Annotated in this window: 27 protein-coding genes and 1 pseudogene; 20 read left to right on the top strand and 8 right to left on the bottom strand. The window is 39.2% G+C overall.

Annotated features, from left to right (window positions below; genetic code table 11):
• Positions 1-72 precede the first annotated feature (72 nt).
• Complete coding sequence (locus ACB088_RS14710) at positions 73-831, top strand: hypothetical protein (protein ID WP_375037312.1); 759 nt, start codon at positions 73-75, stop codon at positions 829-831.
• A gap of 21 nt (positions 832-852) precedes the next feature.
• Here the strand turns inward: ACB088_RS14710 and ACB088_RS14705 are convergent, their stop codons facing one another.
• Positions 853-1,218 carry a MerR family transcriptional regulator gene (locus ACB088_RS14705; RefSeq protein WP_375037311.1) on the bottom strand — a complete coding sequence of 122 codons (366 nt, stop codon included), beginning with the start codon at positions 1,216-1,218 and terminating at the stop codon, positions 853-855.
• 71 nt (positions 1,219-1,289) lie between these two features.
• Here ACB088_RS14705 and ACB088_RS14700 point away from each other — a divergent pair, with 71 nt between their 5' ends.
• Both ACB088_RS14700 and ACB088_RS14695 read left to right on the top strand, forming a co-directional pair.
• A complete protein-coding gene (locus ACB088_RS14700; protein WP_375037310.1) occupies positions 1,290-1,937 on the top strand; it encodes an RBBP9/YdeN family alpha/beta hydrolase in 648 nt (215 codons plus the stop codon).
• A 244-nt stretch (positions 1,938-2,181) separates the two neighbouring features.
• The gene (locus tag ACB088_RS14695) at positions 2,182-2,673 is read left to right on the top strand and encodes a hypothetical protein (protein WP_375037309.1); all 492 of its coding nucleotides are present in this window, start codon (positions 2,182-2,184) and stop codon (positions 2,671-2,673) included.
• A gap of 44 nt (positions 2,674-2,717) precedes the next feature.
• Here the strand turns inward: ACB088_RS14695 and fadA are convergent, their stop codons facing one another.
• Positions 2,718-3,890 carry an acetyl-CoA C-acyltransferase FadA gene (gene fadA / locus ACB088_RS14690; protein WP_004640802.1) on the bottom strand — a complete coding sequence of 391 codons (1,173 nt, stop codon included), beginning with the start codon at positions 3,888-3,890 and terminating at the stop codon, positions 2,718-2,720.
• A gap of 12 nt (positions 3,891-3,902) precedes the next feature.
• A complete protein-coding gene (fadB, locus tag ACB088_RS14685; protein WP_375037308.1) occupies positions 3,903-6,056 on the bottom strand; it encodes a fatty acid oxidation complex subunit alpha FadB in 2,154 nt (717 codons plus the stop codon).
• Between the two features lie 572 nt (positions 6,057-6,628).
• Here fadB and lpxO point away from each other — a divergent pair.
• From lpxO to ACB088_RS14640, 9 genes are all read left to right on the top strand, one after another.
• Positions 6,629-7,543 (top strand): lipid A hydroxylase LpxO, encoded by a 915-nt coding sequence (gene lpxO, locus ACB088_RS14680; protein WP_198496430.1) that lies wholly within the window; start codon positions 6,629-6,631, stop codon positions 7,541-7,543.
• A gap of 91 nt (positions 7,544-7,634) precedes the next feature.
• The gene (locus tag ACB088_RS14675) at positions 7,635-7,757 is read left to right on the top strand and encodes a hypothetical protein (protein WP_080547775.1); all 123 of its coding nucleotides are present in this window, start codon (positions 7,635-7,637) and stop codon (positions 7,755-7,757) included.
• A complete protein-coding gene (locus tag ACB088_RS14670) occupies positions 7,754-8,797 on the top strand; it encodes a DUF1311 domain-containing protein (protein ID WP_375037307.1) in 1,044 nt (347 codons plus the stop codon). Before ACB088_RS14675 ends, ACB088_RS14670 begins: the two co-directional genes overlap by 4 nt.
• Before the next feature lie 293 nt (positions 8,798-9,090).
• Positions 9,091-9,621 carry a CHAP domain-containing protein gene (locus tag ACB088_RS14665; protein ID WP_375038813.1) on the top strand — a complete coding sequence of 177 codons (531 nt, stop codon included), beginning with the start codon at positions 9,091-9,093 and terminating at the stop codon, positions 9,619-9,621.
• Between the two features lie 133 nt (positions 9,622-9,754).
• Positions 9,755-11,554, top strand: coding sequence for an excinuclease ABC subunit UvrC (gene uvrC / locus ACB088_RS14660; RefSeq protein ID WP_004640818.1), 1,800 nt, complete (start codon positions 9,755-9,757; stop codon positions 11,552-11,554).
• 118 nt (positions 11,555-11,672) lie between these two features.
• On the top strand, positions 11,673-12,467 hold the full coding sequence (locus tag ACB088_RS14655; protein ID WP_375037306.1) for a thioesterase family protein: 795 nt from the start codon (positions 11,673-11,675) through the stop codon (positions 12,465-12,467).
• 118 nt (positions 12,468-12,585) lie between these two features.
• The gene (pgsA, locus tag ACB088_RS14650) at positions 12,586-13,173 is read left to right on the top strand and encodes a CDP-diacylglycerol--glycerol-3-phosphate 3-phosphatidyltransferase (RefSeq protein WP_004640822.1); all 588 of its coding nucleotides are present in this window, start codon (positions 12,586-12,588) and stop codon (positions 13,171-13,173) included.
• Positions 13,174-13,299: 126 nt separating this feature from the next.
• Positions 13,300-14,154, top strand: coding sequence for a methylated-DNA--[protein]-cysteine S-methyltransferase (locus ACB088_RS14645; protein WP_375037305.1), 855 nt, complete (start codon positions 13,300-13,302; stop codon positions 14,152-14,154).
• Complete coding sequence (locus ACB088_RS14640; protein ID WP_375037304.1) at positions 14,151-14,762, top strand: alpha-ketoglutarate-dependent dioxygenase AlkB; 612 nt, start codon at positions 14,151-14,153, stop codon at positions 14,760-14,762. The genes ACB088_RS14645 and ACB088_RS14640 overlap by 4 nt, the downstream gene beginning before the upstream one ends.
• Before the next feature lie 194 nt (positions 14,763-14,956).
• Here ACB088_RS14640 and ACB088_RS14635 read toward each other — a convergent pair whose 3' ends face one another.
• Positions 14,957-15,730, bottom strand: a complete 774-nt coding sequence (locus ACB088_RS14635) for an IclR family transcriptional regulator (protein WP_003654555.1) — start codon at positions 15,728-15,730, stop codon at positions 14,957-14,959.
• A gap of 367 nt (positions 15,731-16,097) precedes the next feature.
• On the opposite strand from ACB088_RS14635, the pseudogene ACB088_RS14630 reads away from it, so the two are divergent.
• The 4 genes and pseudogenes from ACB088_RS14630 (at position 16,098) to ACB088_RS14615 (ending at position 19,559) form a co-directional block, all read left to right on the top strand.
• Positions 16,098-16,229 (top strand): annotated as a pseudogene (locus ACB088_RS14630) (hypothetical protein).
• A complete protein-coding gene (locus ACB088_RS14625; RefSeq protein ID WP_375037303.1) occupies positions 16,220-18,319 on the top strand; it encodes an FUSC family protein in 2,100 nt (699 codons plus the stop codon). Before ACB088_RS14630 ends, ACB088_RS14625 begins: the two are co-directional and overlap by 10 nt.
• Entirely contained in the window at positions 18,312-18,518 is a 207-nt protein-coding gene (locus ACB088_RS14620; protein ID WP_004640831.1) for a DUF1656 domain-containing protein, read from the top strand. Before ACB088_RS14625 ends, ACB088_RS14620 begins: the two co-directional genes overlap by 8 nt.
• A 39-nt stretch (positions 18,519-18,557) precedes the next feature.
• The gene (locus tag ACB088_RS14615) at positions 18,558-19,559 is read left to right on the top strand and encodes an HlyD family secretion protein (protein WP_092710043.1); all 1,002 of its coding nucleotides are present in this window, start codon (positions 18,558-18,560) and stop codon (positions 19,557-19,559) included.
• A 40-nt stretch (positions 19,560-19,599) separates the two neighbouring features.
• Here the strand turns inward: ACB088_RS14615 and ruvX are convergent, their stop codons facing one another.
• From ruvX to recN, 3 genes are all read right to left on the bottom strand, one after another.
• Positions 19,600-20,040 (bottom strand): Holliday junction resolvase RuvX, encoded by a 441-nt coding sequence (gene ruvX, locus ACB088_RS14610; protein ID WP_002115066.1) that lies wholly within the window; start codon positions 20,038-20,040, stop codon positions 19,600-19,602.
• Positions 20,040-20,594: a YqgE/AlgH family protein gene (locus ACB088_RS14605; RefSeq protein WP_003654562.1), complete on the bottom strand. Its 555-nt coding sequence runs from the start codon at positions 20,592-20,594 to the stop codon at positions 20,040-20,042. Before ACB088_RS14605 ends, ruvX begins: the two co-directional genes overlap by 1 nt.
• Before the next feature lie 125 nt (positions 20,595-20,719).
• Positions 20,720-22,387, bottom strand: a complete 1,668-nt coding sequence (recN, locus tag ACB088_RS14600; protein ID WP_375037302.1) for a DNA repair protein RecN — start codon at positions 22,385-22,387, stop codon at positions 20,720-20,722.
• A 114-nt stretch (positions 22,388-22,501) separates the two neighbouring features.
• Here recN and ACB088_RS14595 point away from each other — a divergent pair, with 114 nt between their 5' ends.
• From ACB088_RS14595 to ACB088_RS14580, 4 genes are all read left to right on the top strand, one after another.
• The gene (locus ACB088_RS14595; RefSeq protein WP_375037301.1) at positions 22,502-23,812 is read left to right on the top strand and encodes a tetratricopeptide repeat protein; all 1,311 of its coding nucleotides are present in this window, start codon (positions 22,502-22,504) and stop codon (positions 23,810-23,812) included.
• 76 nt (positions 23,813-23,888) lie between these two features.
• Complete coding sequence (locus ACB088_RS14590) at positions 23,889-24,215, top strand: pyrimidine/purine nucleoside phosphorylase (protein ID WP_003654567.1); 327 nt, start codon at positions 23,889-23,891, stop codon at positions 24,213-24,215.
• 102 nt (positions 24,216-24,317) lie between these two features.
• Positions 24,318-25,067 carry a 23S rRNA (guanosine(2251)-2'-O)-methyltransferase RlmB gene (rlmB, locus tag ACB088_RS14585; protein WP_004640838.1) on the top strand — a complete coding sequence of 250 codons (750 nt, stop codon included), beginning with the start codon at positions 24,318-24,320 and terminating at the stop codon, positions 25,065-25,067.
• Between the two features lie 35 nt (positions 25,068-25,102).
• Positions 25,103-26,017, top strand: a complete 915-nt coding sequence (locus ACB088_RS14580; RefSeq protein WP_375037300.1) for a DMT family transporter — start codon at positions 25,103-25,105, stop codon at positions 26,015-26,017.
• Here the strand turns inward: ACB088_RS14580 and coaE are convergent.
• Complete coding sequence (coaE, locus tag ACB088_RS14575; RefSeq protein ID WP_375037299.1) at positions 26,014-26,610, bottom strand: dephospho-CoA kinase; 597 nt, start codon at positions 26,608-26,610, stop codon at positions 26,014-26,016. The two genes, ACB088_RS14580 and coaE, sit on opposite strands and share 4 nt — an antisense overlap.

The following is a 26,610-nucleotide window of genomic DNA, read 5'->3' as shown; positions in this document are numbered from 1 at the left end:
TATAAATAAGATATAAGCTCTATTTCATAACTATAAAGAGCAAAACTATAAGAAGGGAAATAGGAGGTGTGTATGCGCCGAGTTTTGATTGCAATTGCAAGTCTGGTTGTTATCACGAGTATTATTTTTTTCACCTATCAACATATCAAACAACAACAGGCCAAAGACAGTAGCCAAATGTTTGATGTGGTCATGACTGAAAAAATGAACCAGCTTTATGACCAAGCACAAGACTGGTCTAAACCCATCCAACTTGATATTCACGATAAACGTTTAGCAGGTCACTATAAGCAAATTTCAGAATTTCTCTTAAGTTATTGGATTCAAAATATAAATGCACGTAATGAATATTTAAGAGAATTAAAAGCAGCAAAGTGGGATACTTTTTTAAATGTTGATCGTTTAGATATTGATAAAAAACAGAAGTATGTGGAAACAGAAAAAATGTTAGCCGATGTTCGTACGGCTTCAGATAAATATCAAACTCAATATGAAAAAATTCATAAAACTTTCTTAGCAAAAGTTCAGGAATTATCTGTGGATGCAGAGATGAGGCAACTGCTGGAAATGAAATTGGGGTCTCAACAAAAGGCTGATCAAGATCATGCAATTTTTATGATTGAGCTACAAATTTTAGATAAAGCAGAACAAATGTTTAAACTTCTAAAAAACTATCCATGGCAAAAGAAAGACCAGATGATTCTTTTTCATGAAAATGCTCAAGTCAAAAAATTTAACCAGCTTTACCAAGATGTTTTAAAGCTGAATGCAAAAGTTGAAAAAATTAAGAAAAGGAACGTAGCTGCATTAGAGGGAGATTTAAAAGAATAAATTGAACGTGAGCATCAAAATTTATGGATTGGTGCTCTCAGCTTTCCCTTTACTTAAAAAAGATTGTAATAAACTTTGAGAAGTTTGTAGTTTGATTAACTGCTGGGACACGTGCATGAGCTCAGTTTGCAGCTTTTCTTGAACTACTGAACATAGCGTAAATACGCGTTCATCTAAATCAAAACAAGGTAACAAAGCCTGAATGTCTTTTAGATTCATTCCCGCATCATTTAATATTTTAATTTTCTTAACATTTTCAATATCTTTTTGCGTATAACTTCGATAGTTATTACTCGCTCGAAGAGGCTGTATAAGCCCTAAACTCTCATAATAACGCAGCATACGAGGGCTTACTTTTGTGAGTTCGGCAACTTTGGCAAGGTTCATAAAATAGGGTTGACCTTAACAGTGATGTCATAGTTTAGCATGTTTGTATCTTTCAAAATGGTACTTGTTCCATGATTAGAAAACTCATTTTATTAGTGTTATTCGGCTTCATGTCATTTGTTACAAATGCCAAAATAATTGAACTTCGGGAGAACAACATGCGTCAAATATTTGTACTTCATGGTTACTCTGCTTCTATCGACGATCACTGGTTTTTAGATCTAAAACATCAAATAGAAGATGAACATACGACTGTTACCTTAATTCCATTTCCAGATTCTGAACATCCAGATGTAGATGCATGGCAGAAAGTTTTAGATCAACAGATCCCTAGTGTGGATGAAAATACTTATTTTGTTGCACACAGTTTAGGCGTCATTACTTTACTGCACTTTTTGCAAAGACATGATTACCAAAACATGGGTGGAATGATTTTAGTATCTGGATTTTCTGGAACTATTTCAGATTTTTCTCCACTCGATGCTTATATAACAAAAAGCAAAGTCGATACGAGTTACTTTCATGACATAAAGAAAAAGCTTGTGTATTTGTCTGATAACGATGATTTGGTTCCGCCTAAACTGACCATTCAATTCGCTAAAGAAATTGATGCGCCGTACATTACAGTGCCTAATGGCGGTCATTTTTTAGGACGGGAAGGTTATACGACATTTCCGCAAGTCGTGAATTCTTTAAAAGAGATGTTAGAGAGCAAATAAAATTTATAAGATAAATCGCACTCTATAATCTGAACACTTTTGTTCAAGTTATAGAGTGCTTTATAGGATGCAGTTTTAATAAATAGAAGAACCGTACTATTACATTAAAAAATTTAATTATATTTACCGTTTATCTGAGCATTACTGAATCAAATTCGACTTTGTTGTAGCCTATTTATAGATACTTTTAATTTAATCATCATCTTTTTAATTTGAATAGGGTGAGTGATTTTTGGAGCAAGTTATGAACTTTCTAAAACAATCAGCCTTCATTGCTGCATTTGCTTTTATGGGGTTGCCGACTGTTCAAGCTGAAGAGGTCGCTACGTTACCTACAATTCGCGTTATGGCTGAATCTGAGCTGCGTGAAGAGGTGGGGTTTGTACCATTTCAAGAAGATAAAAAAGTGCGTCAGGCTCTGCAACATCGTGAGTATAAAACTCATTACGATATACAGAATGCTTTAGTCCCTGAAGGCATGACTACGGTAGATTATCAGCCAGTCATGGCCCAGCCAGATTTGTCTCAATTTTCTCCGTTTTTGCAAGAGTATATTTTAGCGGTAGCAGGGGGAATACAGTCCTCTGACCCGACCAATGGTATCTTTGAAATGTTAAAAGATTTGAATATTAATCGAAGTAATGTCGACGCTTATCGTGAGGGTACGATGAAAGTGAATATTCAAGATATTAGAGATTTACAGCAGAAAATTAAAGATGGTCTTCAAGGCCATTAAAAAAATCCCCGCATTGAGCGGGGATTTTTTTATCGTGGTGTTAATTAAACACGTTCGATAATCGTTGCAATACCTTGACCAAGGCCGATACACATGGTCGCAAGACCGATTTGAGTATCTTGTTGTTCCATTACGTTTAACAACGTAGTGGTGATACGAGCACCAGAACAGCCTAGTGGGTGACCCAAAGCAATCGCACCACCATTTAAGTTAATGATGTCTTGCTTATCATAAACGCCTAAGCCTTTCATTACTGATAAGCCTTGAGCAGCAAATGCTTCGTTTAACTCGATAGTTTGAATATCAGCCATCGTTAAACCAGCACGTTTAAGCGCTTTTTGAGTTGCTGGAACTGGACCGTAACCCATGATTGCAGCGTCGCAACCTGCAACTGCCATAGAGCGAATCACAGCGCGTGGTTTTAAACCTAATGCTTGTGCGCGCTCAGCAGACATAAGTAACATTGCAGAAGCACCATCAGATAAAGCTGAAGATGTAGCCGCAGTTACAGTACCGCCTTTCGGATCGAATACAGGGCGTAATGCTTTGAATGATTCAAGGTTTGCGTCTGGACGAATCACTTCATCGATGTCACAAAGGATTTTAAAGCCATTTGCGTCGTGACCTTCAACACCAACGATTTCGTTTTTGAAACGACCTTCTTGTGTTGCAGCCCAAGCACGGCGATGAGATTCAACACCAAATGCATCTTGCTCTTCACGGCTAATACCATTCATACGACCTAACATTTCAGCTGTTAAGCCCATCATGTTAGATGCTTTAGCATAGTGTTTAGATGCTTCTGGGTTTAAGTCGATGCCGTGCATCATACCTACGTGACCCATGTGCTCTACACCACCAATAATGAAGATATCACCTTGGTTAGTTGCAATCTGTGCGGCAGCAGTATGAAGCGCTTGCATAGATGAACCACAAAGACGGTTTACCGTTTGACCTGCCACAGTTTTTGGTAGGTCAGCCAATAAGCCGATGTTACGGCCAATGTTCATACCTTGCTCTAGAGTCTGGTTTACACAGCCCCAGATCAAGTCTTCAACTTCATTGGTATCAAACTGGTTACGAGCAACGAGTGCACGAACTAATTCAGCAGATAAGCTGTCAGCACGTACATTGCGGAACATACCGTTTTTGGTTTTACCCATTGCAGAACGTACGCCATCAACGATGACAACGTCACGTGGATTTAAAGTAGCCATTCACGTTGCTCCTTAACCGTAGAATTTTTTGTTGTTAGCAGCCATGTCACGCAACATTTGTGGCGCTTCATAAGCCTTACCTAAGTGCGCATATTTGTTGCAAAGCGCAACGTATTCAGCAACACCTGTTTGGTCGATATAACGACATGGACCACCACGGAATGGAGGGAAACCTACACCCATAATCATTGCCATATCAGCTTCAGCTGCAGTTGCAACGATGTTGTCTTCTAAGCAACGAACTGTTTCGTTACAGAAAGCAAGCATCATGCGGTCAATGATTTCTTGGTTATCAAACTCGCGTTTTTCACCCGTTACGAAAGGAGCAATGATTTCATACGCTGTTGGATCAACAGTTTTTGCTTTCTTGCCTTTCTTATCGAGTTCGTATTTATAGAAACCAACGTCATTCTTTTGACCAAGACGTTTAGCTTCGTACATTGCTTGGATTGAACCTTTGTAGTCTGGCTTCATACGGTCAGGGAAACCTTCAGCCATTACTTCTGCACCATGTACACCTGTGTCGATACCTACAACGTCGATGAGGTAAGCAGGACCCATTGGCCAACCAAACTTAGACATCACATTGTCAACTTGCTGGAAGTCTGCACCGTCTTTTACAAGAAGGTCAAATGCACCAAAGTAAGGGAACAATACGCGGTTAACCAAGAACCCTGGGCAGTCGTTTACAACGATTGGTGTTTTACCCATTTTTTGAGCAAGAACAACAGTAGTTGCAATTGCTTCTTCAGAAGTCTTTTCACCACGAATTACTTCTACAAGCGGCATCATGTGAACTGGGTTGAAGAAGTGCATACCTACGAAGTTTTCAGGACGTTGTAAAGCTTTCGCCAAACGCGTGATTGAAATTGTAGACGTGTTAGACGCAATAATCGTATTTTCACGAACATGCTTTTCTGTGTCTGCAAGAACGATTTCTTTAACTTTTGGATTTTCTGTAACCGCTTCGATCACGATGTCGACTTCTTTAAACTCATCGTAGCTTAAAGTAGGACGGATACGTGCAAGCGTTTCACCCATTTGCGCAGGTTTCATTTTCTTACGTTCAACTTGTTTAGTTAACAAGCTATTCGCTTCTGACATGCCTAGTGCAAGTTGTGGGTTACCAATATCTTTCATGATAATTGGAGTGCCTTTGCTTGCAGCTTGATAGGCAATACCACCACCCATGATACCAGCGCCTAGTACAGCTGCTTGGTTTACAGGATGAGCACCTTTTTCATGTTTCTTAGCAGTTTTCTTAACAACTTGGTCATTGAGGAATAAACCAATCAATGCACCAGCTTGTGGAGTAATCGCTGCTTTCGCAAAACCTTCAGCTTCAGCTTTTAATGCTTCGTCACGCGCAAGGCTTGCACCTGCTTGTAATGAATCAAGTAATAATTTTGGAGCAGGGTATTGAGCTGGATTCGCTTTAGCAAGTACTGCACCTTTTGCTGTGTTGAACGCCATCATTTGCTCAAGCGGGTTCAATTTTACAGCATCAAGTTTTTCTTGACGTTTTGCTTTCCAGTTTAAACGACCAGAAATTGCTTGCTTAACCAAGTCCATTGCAGCATCAAGTAATTTATCAGCAGCTACAACCGCATCTACAGCACCATCTTTTAGTGCAGCAGCCGGTTTTTTAGGAGCAGCCATTGCCATCCATTCAACAGCGTTATCGATACCGATAACACGACTTAAACGTACGCTACCACCGAAACCTGGGTAGATACCAAGTTTAATTTCTGGTAAGCCCACTTGTGCAGCTTCTGACATCACTCGATAGTCACACACTAAACACATTTCAAAACCGCCGCCTAACGCCATACCGTTAATAGCAACAACTTTTGGAATATCTAAATCTTCAAAGCTATTGAAGATTTCGTGAACAGGCATAAGCCAGTCAACAATCGCTTTTTCACCTTGAGCGAAGTTTTCACCAAACTCGGTAATGTCTGCCCCAACAATAAATGTTGATTTGCCAGAGGTAACAACTAAGCCTTTAATATCATTATTTGCTTTTACCGCAGCAATAGCAGCTTGGAAATCTTCAATTGTTGCACGGTTAAATTTATTGACCGACTCACCTTGTAAGTCAAAGCGGAATTCTGCAATTCCGTCCGAAAGCATTTGGACGGTAATGGCATTGCCAGCGTGGATCATGCCTGATCTCCTTGGTTTTGGAGGACTTCTAAATTGATGTTATGAAGCGTGTGCACAGCTTCGGTACACATTTATGCTTCGCTAATCTTACGATAACTATATCTAAAAAAAACCTGACAAGTTGTATCAAGCCGTGACGCAAGGGTCATCTTATTTTTTATTTAATTCATCTCTAGTAAATGCATAAAAGAAATCATAAAGATAGATGTAAACCAAAGTCATTTGTTTTAATTTAAATTTTTCTTTATAACGCATTGGAATTATCAAATTTTTATATAAAAACGATTAAATTTTAAAGCTTAACTTTTTGTCAAAAATGTCAATTGTTAGTAGGTTAGTCTGTAAATAATATTAGGAACATTCATGAATTTTAACTCTCTTAAAGTTATAGAAAAATAACGTATATTTATTTTTTTTATTTAAAGTATGATCTCTATCATTTGACTTAATTTTTTTACATTGGCTTTTTATAAGTCAATTTTGTTAAAATTTGCGCCAATTAAATAAACCTCCGGTTTCTATTACCTTAAATATAAGGTGAAGTTGCCCCAATCTTTTAAAAGAGTAGCAATATGATTAAGTGGATCATATTAGCGATTTTTGTGATATCAGCATTGTATATCCAACATCGCGGCAAAGTGCGTCACTCGTTTTATCGTCAATTTTTTGACCATTCAACCTTGCTCGCACCGATTAACTTTTTAATGTACATCTTTTCAAAGGTGCCGAATCAGCCTTATATCGACACTCAGCATTTTAAAGATTTAAAAGTGTTGGATGACAATTGGGAAATGATTCGTGATGAAGCGAAAGCTTTATATGATCAAGGTGGGATTAAAGCATCGAGTACTTATAACGATTTAGGTTTTAACTCATTCTTTAAAACAGGCTGGAAACGTTTTTATTTAAAATGGTATGAGTCAAGCCATCCATCGGCTGCCGAGCTTTGTCCAAAAACTACGGCATTACTCAAAACATTACCGACGATTAAAGCCGCAATGTTTACTGAACTTGCACCTGATAGCCGTTTAGTAAGACACCGTGACCCATATGCTGGTTCATTACGTTATCACTTGGGTTTAATTACACCAAATGATGACCGTTGTTTTATTGATGTCGATGGTGAAAGATACTCTTGGCGTGATGGTCAAAGTGTAGTGTTTGATGAAACTTATATTCACTATGCTGAAAATAAGACTGATCAAAACCGTATCATTTTCTTTGCAGATGTTGAACGTCCAATGAAAGTGAAATGGATGGAACGTTTCAACCATTGGTTTGGTCGTAGTGTGATGACTGCGGCAAGTTCACCGAATGAAACAGGTGACCAAACAGGTGGTTTAAATAAAGCGTTTGGTTATGTTTACCAAATTCGTATTAAAGCTAAAGCATTAAAAGCTAAAAACCGTAAGTTATATTACTTTTTAAAATGGTTCCTGATGCTTGGGATTTTCTTCCTGATTTTTGTTCGACCATATGTATTTTAATAAAAGCGCCCGAAAGGGCGTTTTTTTATTTTGATTATTTAAATAATTTGCATTTATTTTTCCGCACTTAAAAAGATGATTATTAGAGCGGATAGTATTTTTATTTAAAATTTTAGGTGAATTTTATATTAATTATTGGGATGATAATGCAACTGGTAAATATATACCTTTCTTGTACTTGATAAATTTAAAAATTTGCGTGGAATATAAATGAATACGGTGATGAAACAAGCTTTAGTAATAACTACATTCAGTGCAGCAGTAATATTGACTGGATGTGGAAAATCTAAGCCAGAGCCAAAATCAAAAACAGATAAAGTTGAGACAATTTCGGATTGGAGCTGTACACACCCTGAAAATTTAAATCAGATTCAAACCTCATTGAAAAAAGAGTATTTGAAACAAATCGAACGCAGTTTAAGACAAAGTCAATATCAGGTTGATGCGGATATCCTTAATAAAATTAATCAAGGATTGAAGTTTGAAATTAAAAATATTCGCACTTTACCATTAGAAGATGAGAGTCAGAAAAATACACAATTAAGTTGTGAAAGCCAATTGGTCATTTCATTTCCTAAAGGTTTACAAAAACGTGCGGAAAAAGCATATCTTGAAGAGCAACAGTATAATAGTGATGAGATATATACACTCAATGACTATTTTTCGGATAATGATTCACCTTTGACCCTTGAACATGACCAATTAAAAGGTGATTTTTTCTATAACATTACTAAAACAGATAAAGAGGGTTTGGTGTTTAATTTACCAAATCAAAATATTGTCATAGAGGGTGTAGTTTTTATAGCAACCAAAGCTGTGCAATATGCGGCTTATGTTGAAGAAAATCAGCGTTATGAAAAAAGTCGTGTAGAGGATGATAAGCAATCTGCAGAAAATTATAATGCACAGACTGAATTGGCACAGAAAGCCATGGATGTCCGTAAAAAAGAATTGGATGCCGAAAAAGCTAAGCAAGTAGAACGCTTAAATCAGACTTGGGATAAATTGAGTGCTGATAAAAAAACTCAATTTAAACAAGATCAATCCGACTGGTTTGAAAAACGCGATGTTGAATGTAAGGTACTGGCACAAAAAAGTGTTGATGACATTGCTGAAAAAGATTTAGAAACTTATCAGAAACAATCGAATTATTGGACTGCTGAAATGCGTCAGCAAAACCAAGAGATGCAATATACACAGTGCTTTACTCAAAAAACTATAGAGCGAACGGTTTATTTAAATAATTTAAATTAATCTAAAACTCTTTATAAATGCTTGGTCAGTCGTATTGAAATGAATGCAATTGACCACTTACAGATAAGTATTCTGTTTTTGTAAGTGGAGACTTTGACCCAGTAATTATAGATAAATAGTTTTGTTTATTACGCCCAAAAGGGCGTTTTTTTATGTTATACAATACTTAATGGATTTTGTGACTCATTTCACAGTGCTGGCAATTTGTTACAACTATTAAAAACCAATAAGCAATTTTGATTCTACAATGGCGCGGTTTTTTCGAAGACTGGTTAGCGGAAGTAGGTTTTAAAATGGCTCATGCTCATCACGCAGTTCATGCACATGTTCACCATATCAAAGTGAGAAAAGAAGAAAGCTCTCAGGATGATTTAAAAATGAAAGTGATGCTAAGACAAGCAGCTCCGACGTCTGAAAAACATAAAAAATCTGATGCTAAAAGACAGCAATCTGAAGATCAAAATATTAATTTGCATAAGTTCTCAAGTAAGCTTGAAAGCATGTCGGCACAGCATAGTAAAGAAAAATGTGCCAAAAATATTCGTATTGCTTTACAAGCCGCAGGAGCCGATGTGTCTAAGCACCCAGTAGCTGCCTCTGATTGGGGGCATACGCTTGAGAAGAATGGCTATAAGAAAATTAAACCTGCTTTTAACCGTCCTCAAGAAGGTGATATCTATATTATTGAGCGGACAAGTGGCCACACATATGGTCATATTGCGGGTTATACAGGCAATGGCTGGTTCTCGGATTTTCGCCAAAAAACCTATGCGGTCTATAAAGAAAAAGATATGAAATATAGCTACTATCGTCTCGATTCTTAAGCGAATACGACATATTCTGTCGCGCCATATCCAAATCTCTTTTCAAATTTGGCTTCTGGCACAGTAAAGCACTTGAAAAGTAGCGGTTAAAACATCACATTAGCTATTCAGTATTAAGCCATGTCTGCCGATAGTGAATCAAAACGCTCGTCCCCATATTGAAAAAATTTTAGCCCATATGACTCAACTTCCAGGCGTTTATAAAATGCTAGGGAAAGAGGGTGAATTGTTATATGTCGGTAAAGCAAAAAACCTAAAAAATCGGGTGTCGAGTTATTTTGTTAAAACGATTGAGCATCCTAAAACTCAGGCTTTGGTTGCACGAATTTATAATATTGAAACTTTGGTAACACGTTCAGAAACCGAAGCATTACTTTTAGAACAAAACCTAATTAAACAACATCGTCCGCCTTATAACATCATGCTGCGGGACGATAAGTCATATGTCTATATTTTTGTTTCGTCGGATAAGCCCTATCCTAGGCTTGCGAGCGGTCGTGGTAAAGGGAAGCATCAAATTGGGAAGTTCTTTGGACCTTATCCAAGCGCCTATAGCGCTCGCGATACTTTACTGGTTTTGCAAAAACTTTTTAATGTTCGTCAGTGTGAAAATAGCTATTTCTCACAGCGCAAACGCCCATGTTTGCAATATCAGATCAAGCGTTGCTCTGCACCGTGTGTAGGTCTGATTTCACCCGAAGATTATAAAGAAGACGTTAATAACAGTATTCGCTTTTTGCAAGGCGACACCAAAGAGTTAAATCAAGAGCTCATTGCCAAAATGGAGCAAGCCGCGGCTGAACTTGAATTTGAAAAAGCTGTTTTTTACCGCGACCGATTGTCTTTGCTTCGTGAAGTACAAGCACAACAGGCTGTTTTTAAGGTTAAAGGTGAGGCGGATATTCTGGCAATTGCATATCAGGCTGGCGTGACTTGCGTGCAAATTATGTATGTACGCAATGGACGAATGTTGGGAGGTAAAAGTTATTTCCCAGACATGCTTGGCGATGATCTTGGCCAAATGCTCAGTGACTTTATGGCTAACTTTTACTTTCAGGTTGCAGATGAAGTTCCAAATGAACTCATTGTGAATATTGCATTACCTGATCGTAAGGAGTTAGAAGAAGCATTGGCACAGCAGTTTGGTAAGAAGGTGCAAATTAAGAGTAGTGTGCGAGAAACTCGTGCGGAGTGGCTAGAGCTTGCTGAAATGAACGTTCAACATGCCATTAAGGGACAGCTGAGTAATCATTTAGAACTCAATGAACGTTTTCATCAGTTAGAACAAGTGATTGGACGACCAGTCGATCGTATTGAATGCTTTGATATTAGTCACACCATGGGTGAAGCTCCAATTGCGTCATGTGTGGTGTTTGACCAAGGTGGTGCTCGTAAGCGTGATTACCGCCAATTTGCCATTCAAGATATTACTGGTGGTGATGATTACGCTGCCATGCGCCAAGCTTTAACACGACGTTATAAAAAAGCCATATTGCCTGATCTGTTGTTGATTGATGGCGGTAAAGGTCAACTTCACATGGCGATGGACGTCATGCAAGAACTTGGGCTTGATGCTTTTATGGTGGGGGTGTCTAAAGGTGAAGGGCGTAAACCAGGACTTGAAACCCTACATTTTACTGATGGCACGAAAATTCAATTACCAGAAGACAATAAAGCATTGCACTTGATTCAACAGGTGCGTGATGAAGCCCATCGCTTCGCAATTACTAAACACCGAGCTAAACGTGATAAACGTCGTAGTACATCGGTTTTAGAAGCAATTCCGGGGTTGGGACCGAAACGCCGTCGAGATTTATTGACTCATTTTGGTGGGATTCAAGGTGTTTTAAAAGCGTCTGAAAAAGAGCTCACACTTGTGCCTGGCTTTGGTGAGATGATGGCCAGAACAATTTATAAAATTCTCCATGAGTAATCATGCGAATAATGTGAGTGGCAAAATAACTCGCCAATTACTAAATGATTGACCATTCACATTCCAATCAAAATGATGAAAGATATTTCCTAATAACACTTTCGTTTTAGGGAAAGGAATGTCATTGCTGCGATTATTTGAAGAAATAAAAGAAAAGGAATGGATTGAAATACCTGAAGGATGGTTACAAGGCCGCACGGTTTTTGGTGGTTTTGTTGCAGGGTTGTTGATGCAAAAAGCATGTTTAAATATTCACGACCCAAATAAAAGATTATTAAGTTGTAGTATTACTTTTGTGGGCCCTGTACAGCAAGGACCTGCCCAATTGACTATTGAAATTTTAAGGGAAGGAAAGTCGGTCACTACGCTTGAAACCCGTTTATGGCAAGATGGTGCTGTACAAACTATTTTGGTCGCAAGCTTTGGTGTGCCTCGCACTTCGAATATTGAAGTACGCCAAGAACCTATTGTTCCAGTATATGCACAGCCAGAAGACTTACAACCTCTTCCTTTTGCTAGACAAATGCCAGAATGCTATCAACATTTTGATGTATGCTGGGCAGAAGGTCATTATCCTGTTACAGGAAGTCAGTATGCTGACTTTGGAGGATGGTCAAGATTTTCTCCAGAAAAGCATCTAAATCGTCAAATGACTTTGCCAGATTTAATTGTTTTGATGGATATTTGGCCACCCGGTGTATTGCCGATGTTTAAACAAGTTGCTCCTGCAAGTTCTTTAACTTGGCACATTACCTATGTGCATCCGATCCAGCATCAACTATGTGACTGGTTTAAATATAAAGTGGTAACTGAATATGCTGGTGAAGGTTATTCCACAGAATATGCGCATTTATGGGATCAAAATGATCATTTAATTGCAATTTTACGGCAAACTGTTACGGTATTTACCTAAGCAGTCTACTTCCTCGATTCATATATTTCGTATAAAGTGGCTGTTACAGATAGATACAATATTGAAGAATGTATTTTTGTCTGTTACAAGATGCTTGAAGACTAAATTGGCGGTGTTTATGACCACAGGGCGAATCCTGAATATCCCAAATATCCTAACTTTGGCGCGTATCGCGCTTATTCCTGTATTTTTGGTGATTGCGTATTGGCCGCCTGCAATGGGTATTGGTGAGCAAGAAGGAAGTATGAGTCGTCATATTATCTTGACTGCAATTTTTGTGTTTGCTGCTATTACCGATTGGTTTGATGGCTATTTGGCACGAACTTTAAACCAGACTTCAGCATTTGGCCGTTTTTTAGATCCAGTTGCAGATAAGCTTATGGTGGCAGCAGCACTGATTGTTTTGGTGCAGTGGAATCCCACCATATCAATGGCTTTTGCTGCAATTGTCATTATTTCAAGAGAGATTACAGTTTCTGCTTTACGTGAGTGGATGGCAGAGCTTGGCGCAAGAACGAGTGTGGCTGTATCGACAGTAGGCAAATATAAAACAGCTTTTCAGATGATTGCCATCAGTGTGTTTTTACTTAATTGGCAGCCTTTAGAAATGCTAGCATATGCCTTGTTATATACCGCTGTGATTCTTACTTTATGGTCAATGTTTATTTACCTAAGAGCAGCTTGGCCTTATTTGAAGCAACCTTAATTTCAGATTGAATGATTAAGCCTTTCTATAATGAAAGGCTTTTTTATTTTCGGATAGTGCAAGAATCGGGTCGTCACCGAGCTTTAGGTACTTTAATGTAAGATATAAGTGCTAAGGAGGTGACACATGCAAATGCTTTCTTCTCGGCAATTTGCTGTAATTGCCACTGTAATTGAATATTTATATGAACATCTGGACCAGCAACCCAGTCTGGACGATGTTGCGAGTCATATGAATTTAAGTTCAGGTTATATTCAACGTCAGTTTCAAGAATGGGTGGGTATTAGCCCGAAAAAATTTGTTCAATATATGAGTTTGCAGCAGGCAAAATATTATTTGATGCAGCAACGCAGTTTGTTAGACACTGCTTTAAACACGGGTTTGTCTGGTACCGGTCGTTTACATGATTTGTTTATTCAGCTTGAAGGCATGACGCCTGGTGAATATAAACTGCAAGGTGAAGGGGTTACACTTAATTATTCGATTGAAACGAGTCCCTTTGGTGAGTTGCTGGTTGTAAGTAGCGATAAAGGGATATGTTCTGTTCGCTTTATCGATACTCGTGAACATATCGAAGAAATAATTAAACAGCAGTTCCCTAAAGCTCAATTAAAAAATCAGGCGCCGATTTGGCATCAACAAATTGCGCAGTGGTTTGAACAAGATTTCTCAGAACACTTACAGCAGAAACTTCCGCTTAATTTGGCTGGAACTCCATTTCAATTGCAAGTCTGGGAAGCGCTACTGACCATTCCAGAAGGTCAATTGCGGACTTATCAAGAGATTGCCGAACAGATTGGAAAGCCTAAGGCTGTCAGAGCTGTTGCTACAGCGATTGGACAAAATCCGATTGCATATTTGATTCCTTGTCATCGGGTGATACATGCAACAGGCATGGTCGGAGAATATCATTGGCAAAAGGGGCGTAAATTGGCATTGTTAGCTTGGGAGATGTCAAAGCAACATGGAGAGACCGAATGACCTTGGATTTATTTGCTCCAGAGCCTTGTGAAAATTTATTACCTTATGATGGTGAAGTTCAGGACTATGGTTGTATTTTAAGCCTAGAAGAAGCCGAACAATATTTTCACTATCTTTACCAACATCTCGCGTGGAAACATGACGAGGCTAAGTTGTATGGCAAGCACTTTATCACCCCCCGAAAAGTGGCATGGTATGGAGATAATTATTATCAATATAAATATTCGGGTGTCATTCGTGATTCTTTGCCTTGGGATCGAGGGCTTGCCAAACTCAAACAATTGGTAGAACAGCGGCTTTCAGAAACATTTAATTCCTGCTTAGCAAACCTTTATGAAGATGGAACACAAGGTATGGCTTGGCATAGTGATTCGGATGTTTCTTTAGCAAAAACCACAACGATTGCATCTTTAAGTTTTGGTGCTAGCCGTAAATTTTCTTTTAAACACATTCAAAGTAAAGAAAAAGTTGAATTGTGGCTACAGCCAGGCCAACTCATCGTGATGCGTGGTGAAACGCAACAACATTGGCAACATCGTTTAAATCGCTCAACAAAGATTTTACAGCCGCGTATTAATCTTACTTTCAGGCAGTTTCAGTTTTCATGACTTTCATTAAAAATTGGGCAAGAAAAAAGCCCATGATGGCAACATGAGCTTATTCCTCTGAGGGGGATGCTTCTATTGATGAGCTGCTGATGAAAAGAATCATCAATAAGAGCTAAAATCATAATATGAGAATATTGTGAGATATTCAATGTATTAAAATGTAAGAAAAGGTTAAATTATCATAAAGTCGGGTTTTAAATTTCACCTTTTTCAGATAACTCCATAAAACGTTGTTCAATAAGTGCTGCATTTTCTTGCAAAATTTCGGTGAGCTTTTCAACATTTAAAAAATCAAAACGATTTTTAGAAGCAACTAAAGTTAAAGCTAAAGGTACCTCTTTGTTCGAAAAACGAACTGGAACGGCAAGGCCAGAAACATTTGGGTCAATCTCACCTTGTGAGAAATAGAACCCTTGTTTTTTAATTTTACGCATACGTTGAATAAAGCTTGGTTCATCTTCAGCAAAACCTGATTGTTTTAATTCTTGCTGGTAACGATGATAGTAGTCCTGCATCCGTTGTTTACTTAAATGCGAAACCATCGTTTTTGGAGATGACCCAACGTAAATAGGTCTTGGGCAGCCTCGGCCATATGACAGTAATTCGGTGTCTTTAAATATTTCATGATGAATGTCAATGCAATAGTCATCATTTAAATAGGTGAGCAAGCAGCACAGTTCGGTACGCTCCACAATGTTTCGCATAAATGGTGTGCTGATTTGAACTAACGGATCAGTGGTTCGGGAAATATAATCAAGAACTGCAATTTTTGAGCCTAAGGTATAATCGCCAGACGTTCCATTAATGCGTTTTAATAGATCAGTAGACACCAGTTCTTTCAGGTAACGGTAACTGGTTGGTTTAGACAAGCCAAGCTCTTCGCAAATAATATCGACATTAATGATTGGACGCGAAACTGAAAATAGGTCCAGTACGGTTAAAATTTTGCCAAAACTTGAAATTGCCATAGCGTCTTGTTCGTATCCTTTAACAAAGAGTCATGTTTGAGTTCTTATAACAGAAAAAAAGAAAATTTGTCTCAATTCTAAAATAAATGCCTGATTTGAGTATTTTACTCTGACAAAGAGAAAACTTCTCTTGGCTTATACATCATATATGATTATCAAAAAATATATCAAATTATCAAATAGAGATATTTTAGTTGACTAAATCGCTTTATTTTGAAAAAATTGCCAAACAAAATATCTAATCGAGAAATTGGTCGATTCTAGGCGAATTTCTTGATACCTCTTCTTTCCAAAGTTTGGCCGTTTAAATAACGTCCAAATTGAAATCATCTGGGCCAATCAGGCAGGATGTGGAAAAATCATTGTATTGAAGGATGCTCCTCATCTCATTTGCTTTTAGGCAAATGGCACAGTTTTGTTGTCTCTAGAAAGGCAATTTAACATTGAAGGGCATGCTCATCAGTTCAAATCTGTATTTGAGATGAGTTCATGTTATTAAAGCAAATACTGGCGTTTCGCCCGAGTAGGCTTGATCTGATCTTTGCAATAAAAACATTTATTGCCGGAATGTTGGCGTTATTTGTTTCATTTGAATTAGATCTGATTAACCCGATGTGGTCGATTGGTACGGTCCTGATTATTGCCAATCCTTATTCAGGAATGGTGTCCTCTAAGTGCGTCTACCGTGTGGTAGGGACGATTGGTGGGGCTGTGATTGCCTTAACGCTAACGCCACATCTAATTAATACACCTTGGTTGTTTACTGTGGTGTTGTCATTGTGGGTAGGTTTTGCGCTTTATGTGTCTTTACTTGACCGGACTCCACGCAGTTATGCTTTTATGCTGGCGGGTTATTCGACAGCCATGATTGTCTTCAATGCGATTACGTATATTGATCAATACAATATTTTTGATATTGCTTTAGCTCGGGTCATAGAGATTTCGATTGGGGTGATTTCAAGTGCTGTGGTTTCTGCCACTATTCTTCCAATGCACATTGGTTCTGCGATTAAGCAGCGCGTCATCAAAACGCTTAAAGATACAGAAAATCTGTTTGCTAATTTATTAATTGCTGATCCGCAGCAGAACAATACTCAACTTTTAGCGACCATTACTCGTGACACCACCGATATTCATGCTTTGGCAGTACATTTGAGTTATGAAAAGGGTGAGTTGCATGGTATGACCAAACCCTTGCAGGAAATGCTTCATCAAATCTCAATGGTGGTTGCTAATCTGGTCGCTTTATCTGAACGTATTAAGCAACTTCAAGAGCTTCGGTTTATCGAAACTCATTCAGAAAAACTGCAACAGCTCTCAGCGCATGTTGTACATTTTCTGGAGCAAAAAGATCTGATTATTGATGAAAATATTTTGCAGTTACCTGATGAGTTTGAATGTGATTTTGCAAGTTTGATGGAATCGGCTTCTACACATCAGCAAGTTTTGGTCGCAGCTATGAAAATGGATGTACGTCATTTCATTAGCAATGTTTTAGCGGTTAAAGTCTTGTGGCAGCGAATTCAGCAAGGTAATAAAGAAATCCCTGACAACATTACCCCAATGACCACTAAATATCCAAGTTTACACCGTGATCATGGTGTGGCTATCCGAGGTGGCATCAGTGCAGTCCTTATTACATTTATTGTGACTGGGGGCTGGATTATTTCTGGATGGAAAGCTGGATTTATGATGGCGCAAATGGGCGCAGTAACGGCCTGTATTTTAACGGCCTTAGATAATCCCGTTCCAGTTTTGCGTATTTTTATCTGGGGCAGTATCGCTTCAGCAGTTTTAGTCTTCGTTTATGCATTTGGTATTTTCCCTCATGTCACTACATTCTGGGAGCTTGGACTGGTTTTATTACCTATGTTCCTGTTTGCAGTTTCTATGATGGCTAACCAGATGCTTATGCCAGTGGGTATGGTTTTGGGTATTAATACCATGATGGGACTAAACCTGCACAATGCTTATAGCATGGATGCAGTGTCTTATCTTGATGGTTCTTTTGCCATGATCTTGGGTGTCTTGGTGTCTTTAGTTGTCATTGACGTTGTTCGTGCAATGTCTCCAGACACCAGTGCCAGCCGTATTTTGGCCTTGCATTATCGTGCAATGAGACAAGCGATCTATTTACCTTATGGTCTTGATTTTAAAGTTCACCTGCGCAGTATGCTGGACCGAATTGGAATTCTTAACAGTAAAGTAGTGCAATCTAGTGAGATTAAAACCTCAATTCAGCAAGCATTGATTGAGTCGAGCAGTATTGTCGATTTAAGTAGATTACAAGAACTGGCGAATCAGTTCCCTCAAAATTCAGAACTGGCTCATCACATCGGAAATCTGCAACAGAATCTGGATGAACTGTTTAGAGCTAAAGAAAATGATGCAGACAATACTGTGGTTTTAGTGGAAAAAATCCATCGAGCTTTATTTGAACTAAAACAGCTTGCTTCAAATGTTGACGATATGACTATGCGACAAAGATTACTTATTTCACTTAACAATATTGCTTATAGCATGTGTCATGTTTCATCAGATCAAATGAATGAAAACAGTACCTTTAGAGGAGCCACAGCAAATGGGTGAGTTTAATGTTTATGGCATTTACGTGCCTTCTTTGCTCGTTCAAGCCCTCTTGGCATATATATGTTTTCGTGGATTAAGTGTTTTAACCAACAAGTGGATTGCACAAGGCTGGATTGCATTACCTAGTATTTTTAATTTGTGTTTTTACCTTTTATTGCTCTTGGTGATACATCAAATTTTTGTTGGGGTTGGTGCATAGAGATGATTGCGAAATTAAAGATTGAGTTAGGTGAGTGAAATGAATCAGGTGGATTTGAAAAAAGTCATCCGTCCAGTAATTTTGATTGTCGCATTAATGGTTGCGGTCTATACCATTGTGCATTTGTGGAACTACTATAATGCAGCGCCGTGGACACGAGATGGTCGAGTTCGTGGTGACGTTATTCAAGTATCTTCGGATGTAGCCGGCCTTGTCACAGAAGTTTTGGTTCAAGATAACCAGAGTGTGAAGAAGGGGCAGGTACTCTTTAAAATTGATGTGTCTCGCCGAGCTTTAGATGTAGAGCAAGCAAAATCTGATTTAGCAAAAGCGAAAGCAGCATTTGCTCAATCACAAGCAGGCTTAGCTCAAGCAAAAGCAAATCTGATTAAATCAGATACCAATATTCGTTTAGCTGAAAAAAATGCGAGCCGCTATTCAAACTTAATGGATGGGGCGATTTCAAAACAAGAACAAGATCAGGTTTTTGCAACACGTGATCAATCGCATGCCGAGCATGAGCAACTACAAGCAGCAATTGAACAAGCAGAAGCAACTGTTAAGCAACAGCAGGCCTTGATTGAGGCAGCAACGAGCAGTTTACATTTGGCTGAGCTTAATATGCATCGTGCCGCAGTGGTTGCACCAGCGGATGGTACTTTATCTAACTTTGATATGAGCCCAGGTAACTATGTTCAAGTAGGCCAAGCGGTTGCTGCATTACTTGACCGTAAACAGCTGTATGTCGTGGGATACTTTGAAGAGACCAAATTAAATCGTATTCATGTCGGTGATCAGGCCACTGTACAGTTAATGGGTGATAACCAAAAAATTAAAGGTCATGTACAAGGTATTGCATCGGGAATTGAAGATCGTGAGCGTTCAAGTAGCTCTAAGCTTCTTGCCAATGTAAACCCAACCTTTAGCTGGGTTCGTTTAGCACAGCGTGTACCCGTGAAGATCATGTTAGATGAAACACCGAAGAATCAGCTTGCTTTTGTCTCGGGACGAACTGCTACCGTACATATTGTTGAGAAGTAAAAAAGAAGGAAGGCTTTAGCCTTCCTTCTTTTTTAAAATCTTAGGGTGTTAAACCGACTGGATTTCGATACCAACTCTGAATGAGTAGTGCAGCTGCAAAACTATCTGCTGATAGCTTTTTTGCTCGACCTTGTTCTTGGTAAAAACCTAACTCTTCTCTTGCTTCACGTGTCGTTAAACGCTCATCTACCATCAACGTTTCTATGTTGGTTTGATGACGTAAACGTCTCGCAAATTTCCGAGCACGTGTAGAGAGTTCTGACTCGCTATCGTCCATATTTAGGGGAAGGCCAACCAAAAATAAATCAGGTTGCCATTCTTTCACGATTTTTAAGAGTTGATCCCAGTTCGGGATACCATCTTTCATGACAAATAGAGGGAGAGGGTTGGCACTTTCAATTGAAGACTGGCCAATCGCCATTCCCATTTTTTGAGTGCCAAAGTCAAAAGCCATAATCGATTTTGATTGTGTTTCGGTCATTAAGCGTGTCCGATTTCAGATGCTAGCCACGCACGATCTACACCAATTTTTTTATAAGCTGCATCCCAACGATCGTCATAAGGCAGGTTAAAAATCAGATCCATATCGGCATCACAAATGAGCCAGTCACCACGCGTAATTTCGTCTTCTAACTGATTTTTGCTCCAGCTTGCATAGCCTAATGCAATCTGGTATCGGCCGACACCTTCATTATGGGCAATGGCATCGAGAATATCTTTACTGGTGGTAATACAAACATTTTCACCTACAGCAATAGATGAATGCCATGTTGGTTGTCCAGTGTGTAGAACAAATCCAGCTTCAGGACGTAAAGGACCACCTTGTAAAACCGCATGTGGATTTACATTGTCAGCTTCAATGTCGAGATCATTGAGTAATTCTTTAATTTGAATACCGGAAGGACGATTAATAATAATGCCTTGAGCACCTTCCTCATCATGACGGGCAAGATAAATTACAGTGTTTGCAAAAAAGTCATCTGCCATTTCTGGCGGGGCAATCAGACAACGGTGAGTCAGGTATTGTTTGGTCACCTAAGCGGTTCTCCCTCAAAAAATGTCACTAGAAGGCCTCTCGACCCTTTTATCTATATAGGTTCTTTTTATCAACATACAAGAGTTAATCGGATTTCGCCAATCTTTTTCTCTCATTTTCTTTATTAATTTGAAGAAGCCTGAAATTTAAGTTGGCGTAATTGTTTTGCATGCTGCAAGGTTGTTTCATTAATTTCAACACCACCTGACATGCGAGCTAACTCAAAAATGATTTGATTTTCATCAAGTTCTATAATTGTACTGCTGGCTGGGTCAGTTTGTTGTTTTTTCACTAATAAATGCTGATCAGATTGTGCAGCAACTTGTGCTTGGTGAGTAATACATAAAAGCTGGACATGTTGCGCTAAGTCGGCAAGTAAACGTCCCACAACTTCTGCGGTGCCGCCACTAATCCCGACATCAATTTCATCAAACACCAAAACTTCAGATTCGGTTTTCTCAGCATTCATGACTTGCATCACGAGTGCAATACGAGAAAGCTCACCGCCAGATGCCACTCGTGCCAGTGGTTGTGGAGGAATACCCTTATTCGCAGTAAATAAAAGTTGAATGAAGCTTAAACCCTCTGCCCCTGGTTGTTCTAATGGTTCGAACTTAAACTCGAAGTGTGCCTCTGGTAACGCTAAAGGTTTCACTTGTTCAGTTAATTGTTTAGCGAGCGGAGCGGCAGCTTCACGACGAATATTGTCTAAATGCTGAGCTTTTTCTAAAAATTCCTCATGCGACTTTTCAACTTGCTCTGCCAGTGTTTCTGGGTCTTCAAGTTGATGTAGTTGCTCAAGCTCACGTTGCCAAGCTTCATATTCTTCTTTAAGTGTTTCCGGTTGAGTCCGGTATTTGCGTGCCAGACGATGAAAAACCTCAAGTTTAGAGTTGAGTTCTTCCATGCGCTCTGGATCAAAGCTCTGACGATCAATAAATTGACGCAAGTTCGCTGTTGCATCATCTATTTCACTTTGAGCATTGAGCAAAGAGTTATAAATTTCAGAAAGTTGATCACTACGCCCGGCATGAGATTCTAGACGGCGAATAATCGAAGACATTTCTTGAGTAATATTTTGCTCAGCTTCATCTAAGACATTTAAGCTGTAGCTACAGTCTTGCATGATATGTTCATGATGGCTAAGACGATCAAATTCTTGCTCAATTTCTTTATAGTCGGTTTGGACAACCTCTTCAAGTTCCTCGATTTGATGCTCTAAAGTACCAATCCGTTGTAGACGGGTTGCTTGTGCATCTAAGGCTGCTTGGTGCAAACGAATGGTACGTTGCCATGAGCTATAGGCTTCACGTACATCATTCGCTTCAACATAAAAATTGTTATAACGATCTAGCCAATGCTTTGGATAAGGTGGCTCAAGAAGCTGCTGCTGGCTGTGTTGACTATAGAGTTGAACGAGCAAACGGCCCAATTCTTTGAGTTCAGATAAACTGCTAGGGCGGCCATTGACCCATGCTTTACTACGTCCAGTTGCAAAAATAACACGGCGTAAATGAATTTCCCCAGAATCATCATCTAGCTCGTGTTCTTGTAGCCATTTTTCTTCAGGGCTATTATTTTGATAGGTAAAAACAGCGGTGATATCCGCTTTGTCTGAACCATAACGGACATAATTCGTATCGGTACGTTCCCCTAGACAGGCAGAAAGTGCATCCAGTAATAATGATTTTCCGGCACCTGTTTCGCCTGTTAGAACATTAAATCCTTGTTCTATATCAATAGCTAAATGATCAGCTAATGCAAAATTAATTAAAGTTAAATGTGTGAGCATAAACGCATCCAACGCGCCAAATTATGGGTTAAAGATAGAGAAGTTTTGAATTTGCTACAAGTGATCTATTATTCTAACTGAAATTATAGAACAGCAAGATTGCGGATATTTACAATGAAAAAAACATTAAGCTTACCGAAACCACCAATAGGGATGATCAACCGTCATAAAAAAAACAATCCTGCGGAAATGAATAAAATTTTAAATCAACATTTTAATGCATTTAAACAGGCAGCCGCACAAGGAGATTATGCCAAAGCTTATCAACATGTTAAACAAGCTGTTAATTTAGTTCCCAAGCATCCGGGAGCATTATCCGATTTGGCATATACCGAGCTACGCTTACGCCGTTATAACGATGCCTATCAACACTATTTGCAAGCGATTCAGGTAAGTGGTTCAGCTGTAAATACAAATTTATATGATGGATTAACAGAAGTTTGTCATCATTTAAATAAAAAAGAAGAAACAATAAAATTTGGACGCTTGGCAATTACAACTAAAAAAGAATTGGCTAAGAACGAACCTGTTTTGCCTATTCCCAATCATGCGCCTCCAGAGTTTAGTTCAAACCCTCAAGAAAATATTATTGCCCTTTCATTGTTTGGGGCAAACCCGCGTTATTGTGAAACCTCTATTTTAAATACTGAGTTAGCCAAACAAGTTTATCCAGAGTGGACATGCCGATTTTATGTCGATGATACCGTTCCAGTGCTTGTGCAACAGCGTTTAAAAGAGAAAGGTGCGCAAGTGGTACCAGTGACGGACTCCCAAAAACAACTATCAGGGCTGTTCTGGCGATTTTTTGTGATGGATGATCCAACAATTAAGCGTTTTCTTATACGTGATGCTGACTCGATTGTGTCGTACCGTGAAAAGGCGGCTGTAGATGCGTGGCTCAAGAGTGATAAATGGTTTCATTTAATGCGAGATAACTATTCTCATACCGAACTAATTCTGGCTGGAATGTGGGGCGGATGTACGGGGATTTTTCATAATATTGAAGCACATATCAGAGATTATGTTGCCACCGGGCGTTATCTGGATAATCGGGTGATGGATCAACATTATTTGCGTTATTGTATTTGGCCGACTTTAAAACAGAGTGTGCTGATACACGATAGCCAGCAATTTGATTCAGATGCTATCGATTTTCCAGCTTATGATCTGGCGTTAATGCAAAATGACAGTGAAAATTTTCATGTAGGAATGAATGACGGTTCACCAGTAGTTGCTACAGCAGTTGCCCATCCAACAGCACAAAGAGTGTGTTGGGTACTCCTAGATGAAAATCAGGTCGAAGTTTGCAGATACGATGCAATTGTGTCGAATAGTCGAAATATTGAGATTAATTTACCTCATGCTTTTGCCAAAAAAATTCAGGCCGAGCAGTGGAAATTACAAGTCTATCCGTATGAAAACTGATTGATTAGTTATTTAGGCACAATTAAACTACATTCATCATAATTTATATAAATATGGCATTATCTGGAGAATGTGCATGAGTACAAACCAATTTGATCATGTAACGGTCATCAAAAAATCAAACGTTTATTTTGGTGGAGCATGTATCAGCCATACCGTGCAATTTGAAGATGGAACGAAAAAAACACTAGGTGTTATTTTGCCGACTGAGCAAGCCTTAACTTTTGAAACGCATGTCCCTGAGCGTATGGAAATTATTTCAGGTGAATGTCGCGTAACAATTGCGGACAGTAATGAAAGTGAATTGTTCCGTGCAGGCCAATCATTTTACGTGCCTGGAAATAGCGTTTTCAAAATCGAAACTGATGAAGTCCTCGATTATGTGTGCCATTTAGAAGGCTAAGAAATTCCTGTTCAAATCGGGTACACTATGCCCAAAGAAATCCTGTGAAGTTGGCTTTGCAGGATTTTTATTTTTTTGCTCAAACGTTGTTAGAGGTCATGCATGGCAAAACAGGAATATTATTATGGCGTTCATTCAGTGGAGTCATTGCTAGAACTTGAGCCGGAGCGTGTGCTAACCCTGTTTACTTTAAAAGGACGGGATGATCAGCGTTTGCAAAAGATTTTGCAATTGGCAGAGCCTTTTGGAATCAGTGTACAAAAAGCAAGCCGCGATAGTCTTGAAAAACTTGCAGGTCTACCATTTCATCAAGGCGTAGTTGCAGCAGTTCGTCCGCATCCTGTCTTAAATGAGCAAGATCTTGATCAAATCTTAAGTGAAACTCCAGATGCCTTGTTGTTGGCATTAGATCAAGTGACAGACCCACATAACTTAGGGGCTTGTATTCGTACTGCCGCTGCGATGGGCGTGCAAGCGGTCATCGTTCCTCGTGATCGTGCGGCAAGTTTAACGCCAACTGCTCGTAAAGTTGCAGCGGGTGGGGCCGAGAAAGTTAAATTCATTCAAGTCACAAACTTAGCTCGTACATTGGCTCATCTTAAAGAAACAACGCATGTGCGTGTGATTGGCACTATGCTTGATGAAAGTGCGTTGCCACTTCAAAAATGCGATTTTTCTGGCCCAGTCGTGATTGTGATGGGAGCTGAAGATACCGGTTTGCGTCCTATTACACAGGCGCAGTGTGATCATAAAGTTTATATTCCGATGGCAGGAAATCTACAAAGTCTAAATGTCAGTGTAGCGACTGGTATGGCTCTTTATGAGGCTTGCCGCCAGCGTTCTGAAGTATAATTTAGCTGCCTTTCTAGTTTTTAAGTCATCTTGATATGTCTCCCCGTAAGCAAGGTTATTTCTTTGTATTGGTGACCATGTGCATTTGGGGCGGGTTTACGCTTTTTGCCCGTTTAAATGCACAGTGGCACATCAGTGCTTGGGATATTGCCGCACTGCGCTTCGCTATAGCCTTCTTAATTTTAATGCCTATTCTGATCTATAAAAAAGATCTCGCTTTTTTATGGAGTAAGCATGCGGTTATTTTGGCCTTGATTGGTGGGGTCATTTATTGCCTTACCGTCTACACCGCATTTCTCTATGCTCCCGCCGCTCACGCTGCAATTTTCTTAAATGGCTGTATTCCAATTTGTACTGCATTTGCAGCATATATTTTATTTAGACAACCCTTTGATAAACATACATGGGCTAGTTTGGCAATCATGATTGCTGCTTTAGGTCTCATGAGTGTTTTGATGCTGCAAGGTAATGCTTCTGCTTTTGGAATAGGTGATCTACTCCTTTTTGTTAGTGCGATTTGGTGGGGTATTTTCACTGTGTTACTTAAACAGTGGAAACTGTCTGCATGGCACTCAATGGCAAGTGTTGCGATTTGGTCTGCAATTATTTATTTGCCCATCTATGTTTTATTTTTGCCTAAGCATTTCATGGAAGTCAGCCCTGTTCATTTAGCCATACAAGGCATTTTTCATGGTGTGTTCGTAGTCATTATTGCAACTTTGACTTATGTGGCAGCCATTCAGCGGCTTGGTGCTTTTAAAACTGGAAGCATTGTCACTTTGGCGCCTTTTATTGCAGCCATATTGGCCGTACCTCTGTTAGGGGAGGCGTTAAGCCCATCGATTGTTGTGGGCTTGGTCGGAATGGGAATCGGTGCTTTACAACCTTGGCGATGGTTTCGACCAGATAGCTTGGCACAAAAAATTAGACAGCAAAATGAGCCAGATTAGTCTGTACGTTTCAAATAACTTTGATGTAAGGGCTCTAATTGTTGATGTAAATGTTCGAGTAATCCGTCATTAAACACAATGTCATTGGCAAGTTCACGTTTTCGATCACGTGGCATTTGCGCCGCAATAATTTTCTGGATTTGTTCTTGGTTTTGTCCATCGCGTTGGCTTGCACGCTGAATTTGAGTTTGTTCACTAGCATCAACTAATAACGTGTGGTTAACCAATTCATGCTGGTTGGTTTCAAAAAGTAGTGGTGAAACTAAAATCACATAAGGACTTTTTTGGTTTTGCAACTGCTGAATAATAGATTGGCGAATGGCTGGATGCGTAATTTTCTCAAGTGTTTGTCTTGCTTCAGGGTTTTGAAAAATATATTCGCGTAGGGCGCGACGATCTAGGCTTCCATCAGGTTGAAGTACCCAATCTCCAAAAGTTTGTTGAATTTTTTGAAGGGCAGGTTGGCCTTTTTCAACCACTTCGCGAGCAACGATGTCGGCGTCGACGACTTGTATTCCTTGGGATTCAAACCATTGTGTTGCAGCAGATTTTCCACTGCCAATTCCACCTGTGACTCCCAGAATAAAAGCCAT

Origin of the sequence: Acinetobacter sp. RW6 (genome assembly GCF_041956835.1) — a bacterium.
Classification (GTDB): Bacteria; Pseudomonadota; Gammaproteobacteria; order Pseudomonadales; family Moraxellaceae; genus Acinetobacter; species Acinetobacter calcoaceticus.
The sequence above is the reverse complement of the archived record's forward strand: the minus strand, read 5'-3'. Positions and strand labels throughout refer to the sequence as shown.

What these genes read in the sequence shown, in the direction of transcription:
- ACB088_RS14710 (WP_375037312.1), top strand. Translation starts at nt 73, where the DNA reads ATGCGCCGAGTTTTGATTGCAATTGCAAGTCTGGTTGTTATCACGAGT.
- ACB088_RS14705 (WP_375037311.1), bottom strand. Translation starts at nt 1,218, where the DNA reads ATGAACCTTGCCAAAGTTGCCGAACTCACAAAAGTAAGCCCTCGTATG.
- ACB088_RS14700 (WP_375037310.1), top strand. Translation starts at nt 1,290, where the DNA reads ATGATTAGAAAACTCATTTTATTAGTGTTATTCGGCTTCATGTCATTT.
- ACB088_RS14695 (WP_375037309.1), top strand. Translation starts at nt 2,182, where the DNA reads ATGAACTTTCTAAAACAATCAGCCTTCATTGCTGCATTTGCTTTTATG.
- fadA (WP_004640802.1), bottom strand. Translation starts at nt 3,890, where the DNA reads ATGGCTACTTTAAATCCACGTGACGTTGTCATCGTTGATGGCGTACGT.
- fadB (WP_375037308.1), bottom strand. Translation starts at nt 6,056, where the DNA reads ATGATCCACGCTGGCAATGCCATTACCGTCCAAATGCTTTCGGACGGA.
- lpxO (WP_198496430.1), top strand. Translation starts at nt 6,629, where the DNA reads ATGATTAAGTGGATCATATTAGCGATTTTTGTGATATCAGCATTGTAT.
- ACB088_RS14670 (WP_375037307.1), top strand. Translation starts at nt 7,754, where the DNA reads ATGAATACGGTGATGAAACAAGCTTTAGTAATAACTACATTCAGTGCA.
- ACB088_RS14665 (WP_375038813.1), top strand. Translation starts at nt 9,091, where the DNA reads ATGGCTCATGCTCATCACGCAGTTCATGCACATGTTCACCATATCAAA.
- ACB088_RS14655 (WP_375037306.1), top strand. Translation starts at nt 11,673, where the DNA reads ATGTCATTGCTGCGATTATTTGAAGAAATAAAAGAAAAGGAATGGATT.
- pgsA (WP_004640822.1), top strand. Translation starts at nt 12,586, where the DNA reads ATGACCACAGGGCGAATCCTGAATATCCCAAATATCCTAACTTTGGCG.
- ACB088_RS14645 (WP_375037305.1), top strand. Translation starts at nt 13,300, where the DNA reads ATGCAAATGCTTTCTTCTCGGCAATTTGCTGTAATTGCCACTGTAATT.
- ACB088_RS14640 (WP_375037304.1), top strand. Translation starts at nt 14,151, where the DNA reads ATGACCTTGGATTTATTTGCTCCAGAGCCTTGTGAAAATTTATTACCT.
- ACB088_RS14635 (WP_003654555.1), bottom strand. Translation starts at nt 15,730, where the DNA reads ATGGCAATTTCAAGTTTTGGCAAAATTTTAACCGTACTGGACCTATTT.
- ACB088_RS14625 (WP_375037303.1), top strand. Translation starts at nt 16,220, where the DNA reads ATGTTATTAAAGCAAATACTGGCGTTTCGCCCGAGTAGGCTTGATCTG.
- ACB088_RS14620 (WP_004640831.1), top strand. Translation starts at nt 18,312, where the DNA reads ATGGGTGAGTTTAATGTTTATGGCATTTACGTGCCTTCTTTGCTCGTT.
- ACB088_RS14615 (WP_092710043.1), top strand. Translation starts at nt 18,558, where the DNA reads ATGAATCAGGTGGATTTGAAAAAAGTCATCCGTCCAGTAATTTTGATT.
- ruvX (WP_002115066.1), bottom strand. Translation starts at nt 20,040, where the DNA reads ATGACCGAAACACAATCAAAATCGATTATGGCTTTTGACTTTGGCACT.
- recN (WP_375037302.1), bottom strand. Translation starts at nt 22,387, where the DNA reads ATGCTCACACATTTAACTTTAATTAATTTTGCATTAGCTGATCATTTA.
- ACB088_RS14595 (WP_375037301.1), top strand. Translation starts at nt 22,502, where the DNA reads ATGAAAAAAACATTAAGCTTACCGAAACCACCAATAGGGATGATCAAC.
- ACB088_RS14590 (WP_003654567.1), top strand. Translation starts at nt 23,889, where the DNA reads ATGAGTACAAACCAATTTGATCATGTAACGGTCATCAAAAAATCAAAC.
- rlmB (WP_004640838.1), top strand. Translation starts at nt 24,318, where the DNA reads ATGGCAAAACAGGAATATTATTATGGCGTTCATTCAGTGGAGTCATTG.
- ACB088_RS14580 (WP_375037300.1), top strand. Translation starts at nt 25,103, where the DNA reads ATGTCTCCCCGTAAGCAAGGTTATTTCTTTGTATTGGTGACCATGTGC.
- coaE (WP_375037299.1), bottom strand. Translation starts at nt 26,610, where the DNA reads ATGGCTTTTATTCTGGGAGTCACAGGTGGAATTGGCAGTGGAAAATCT.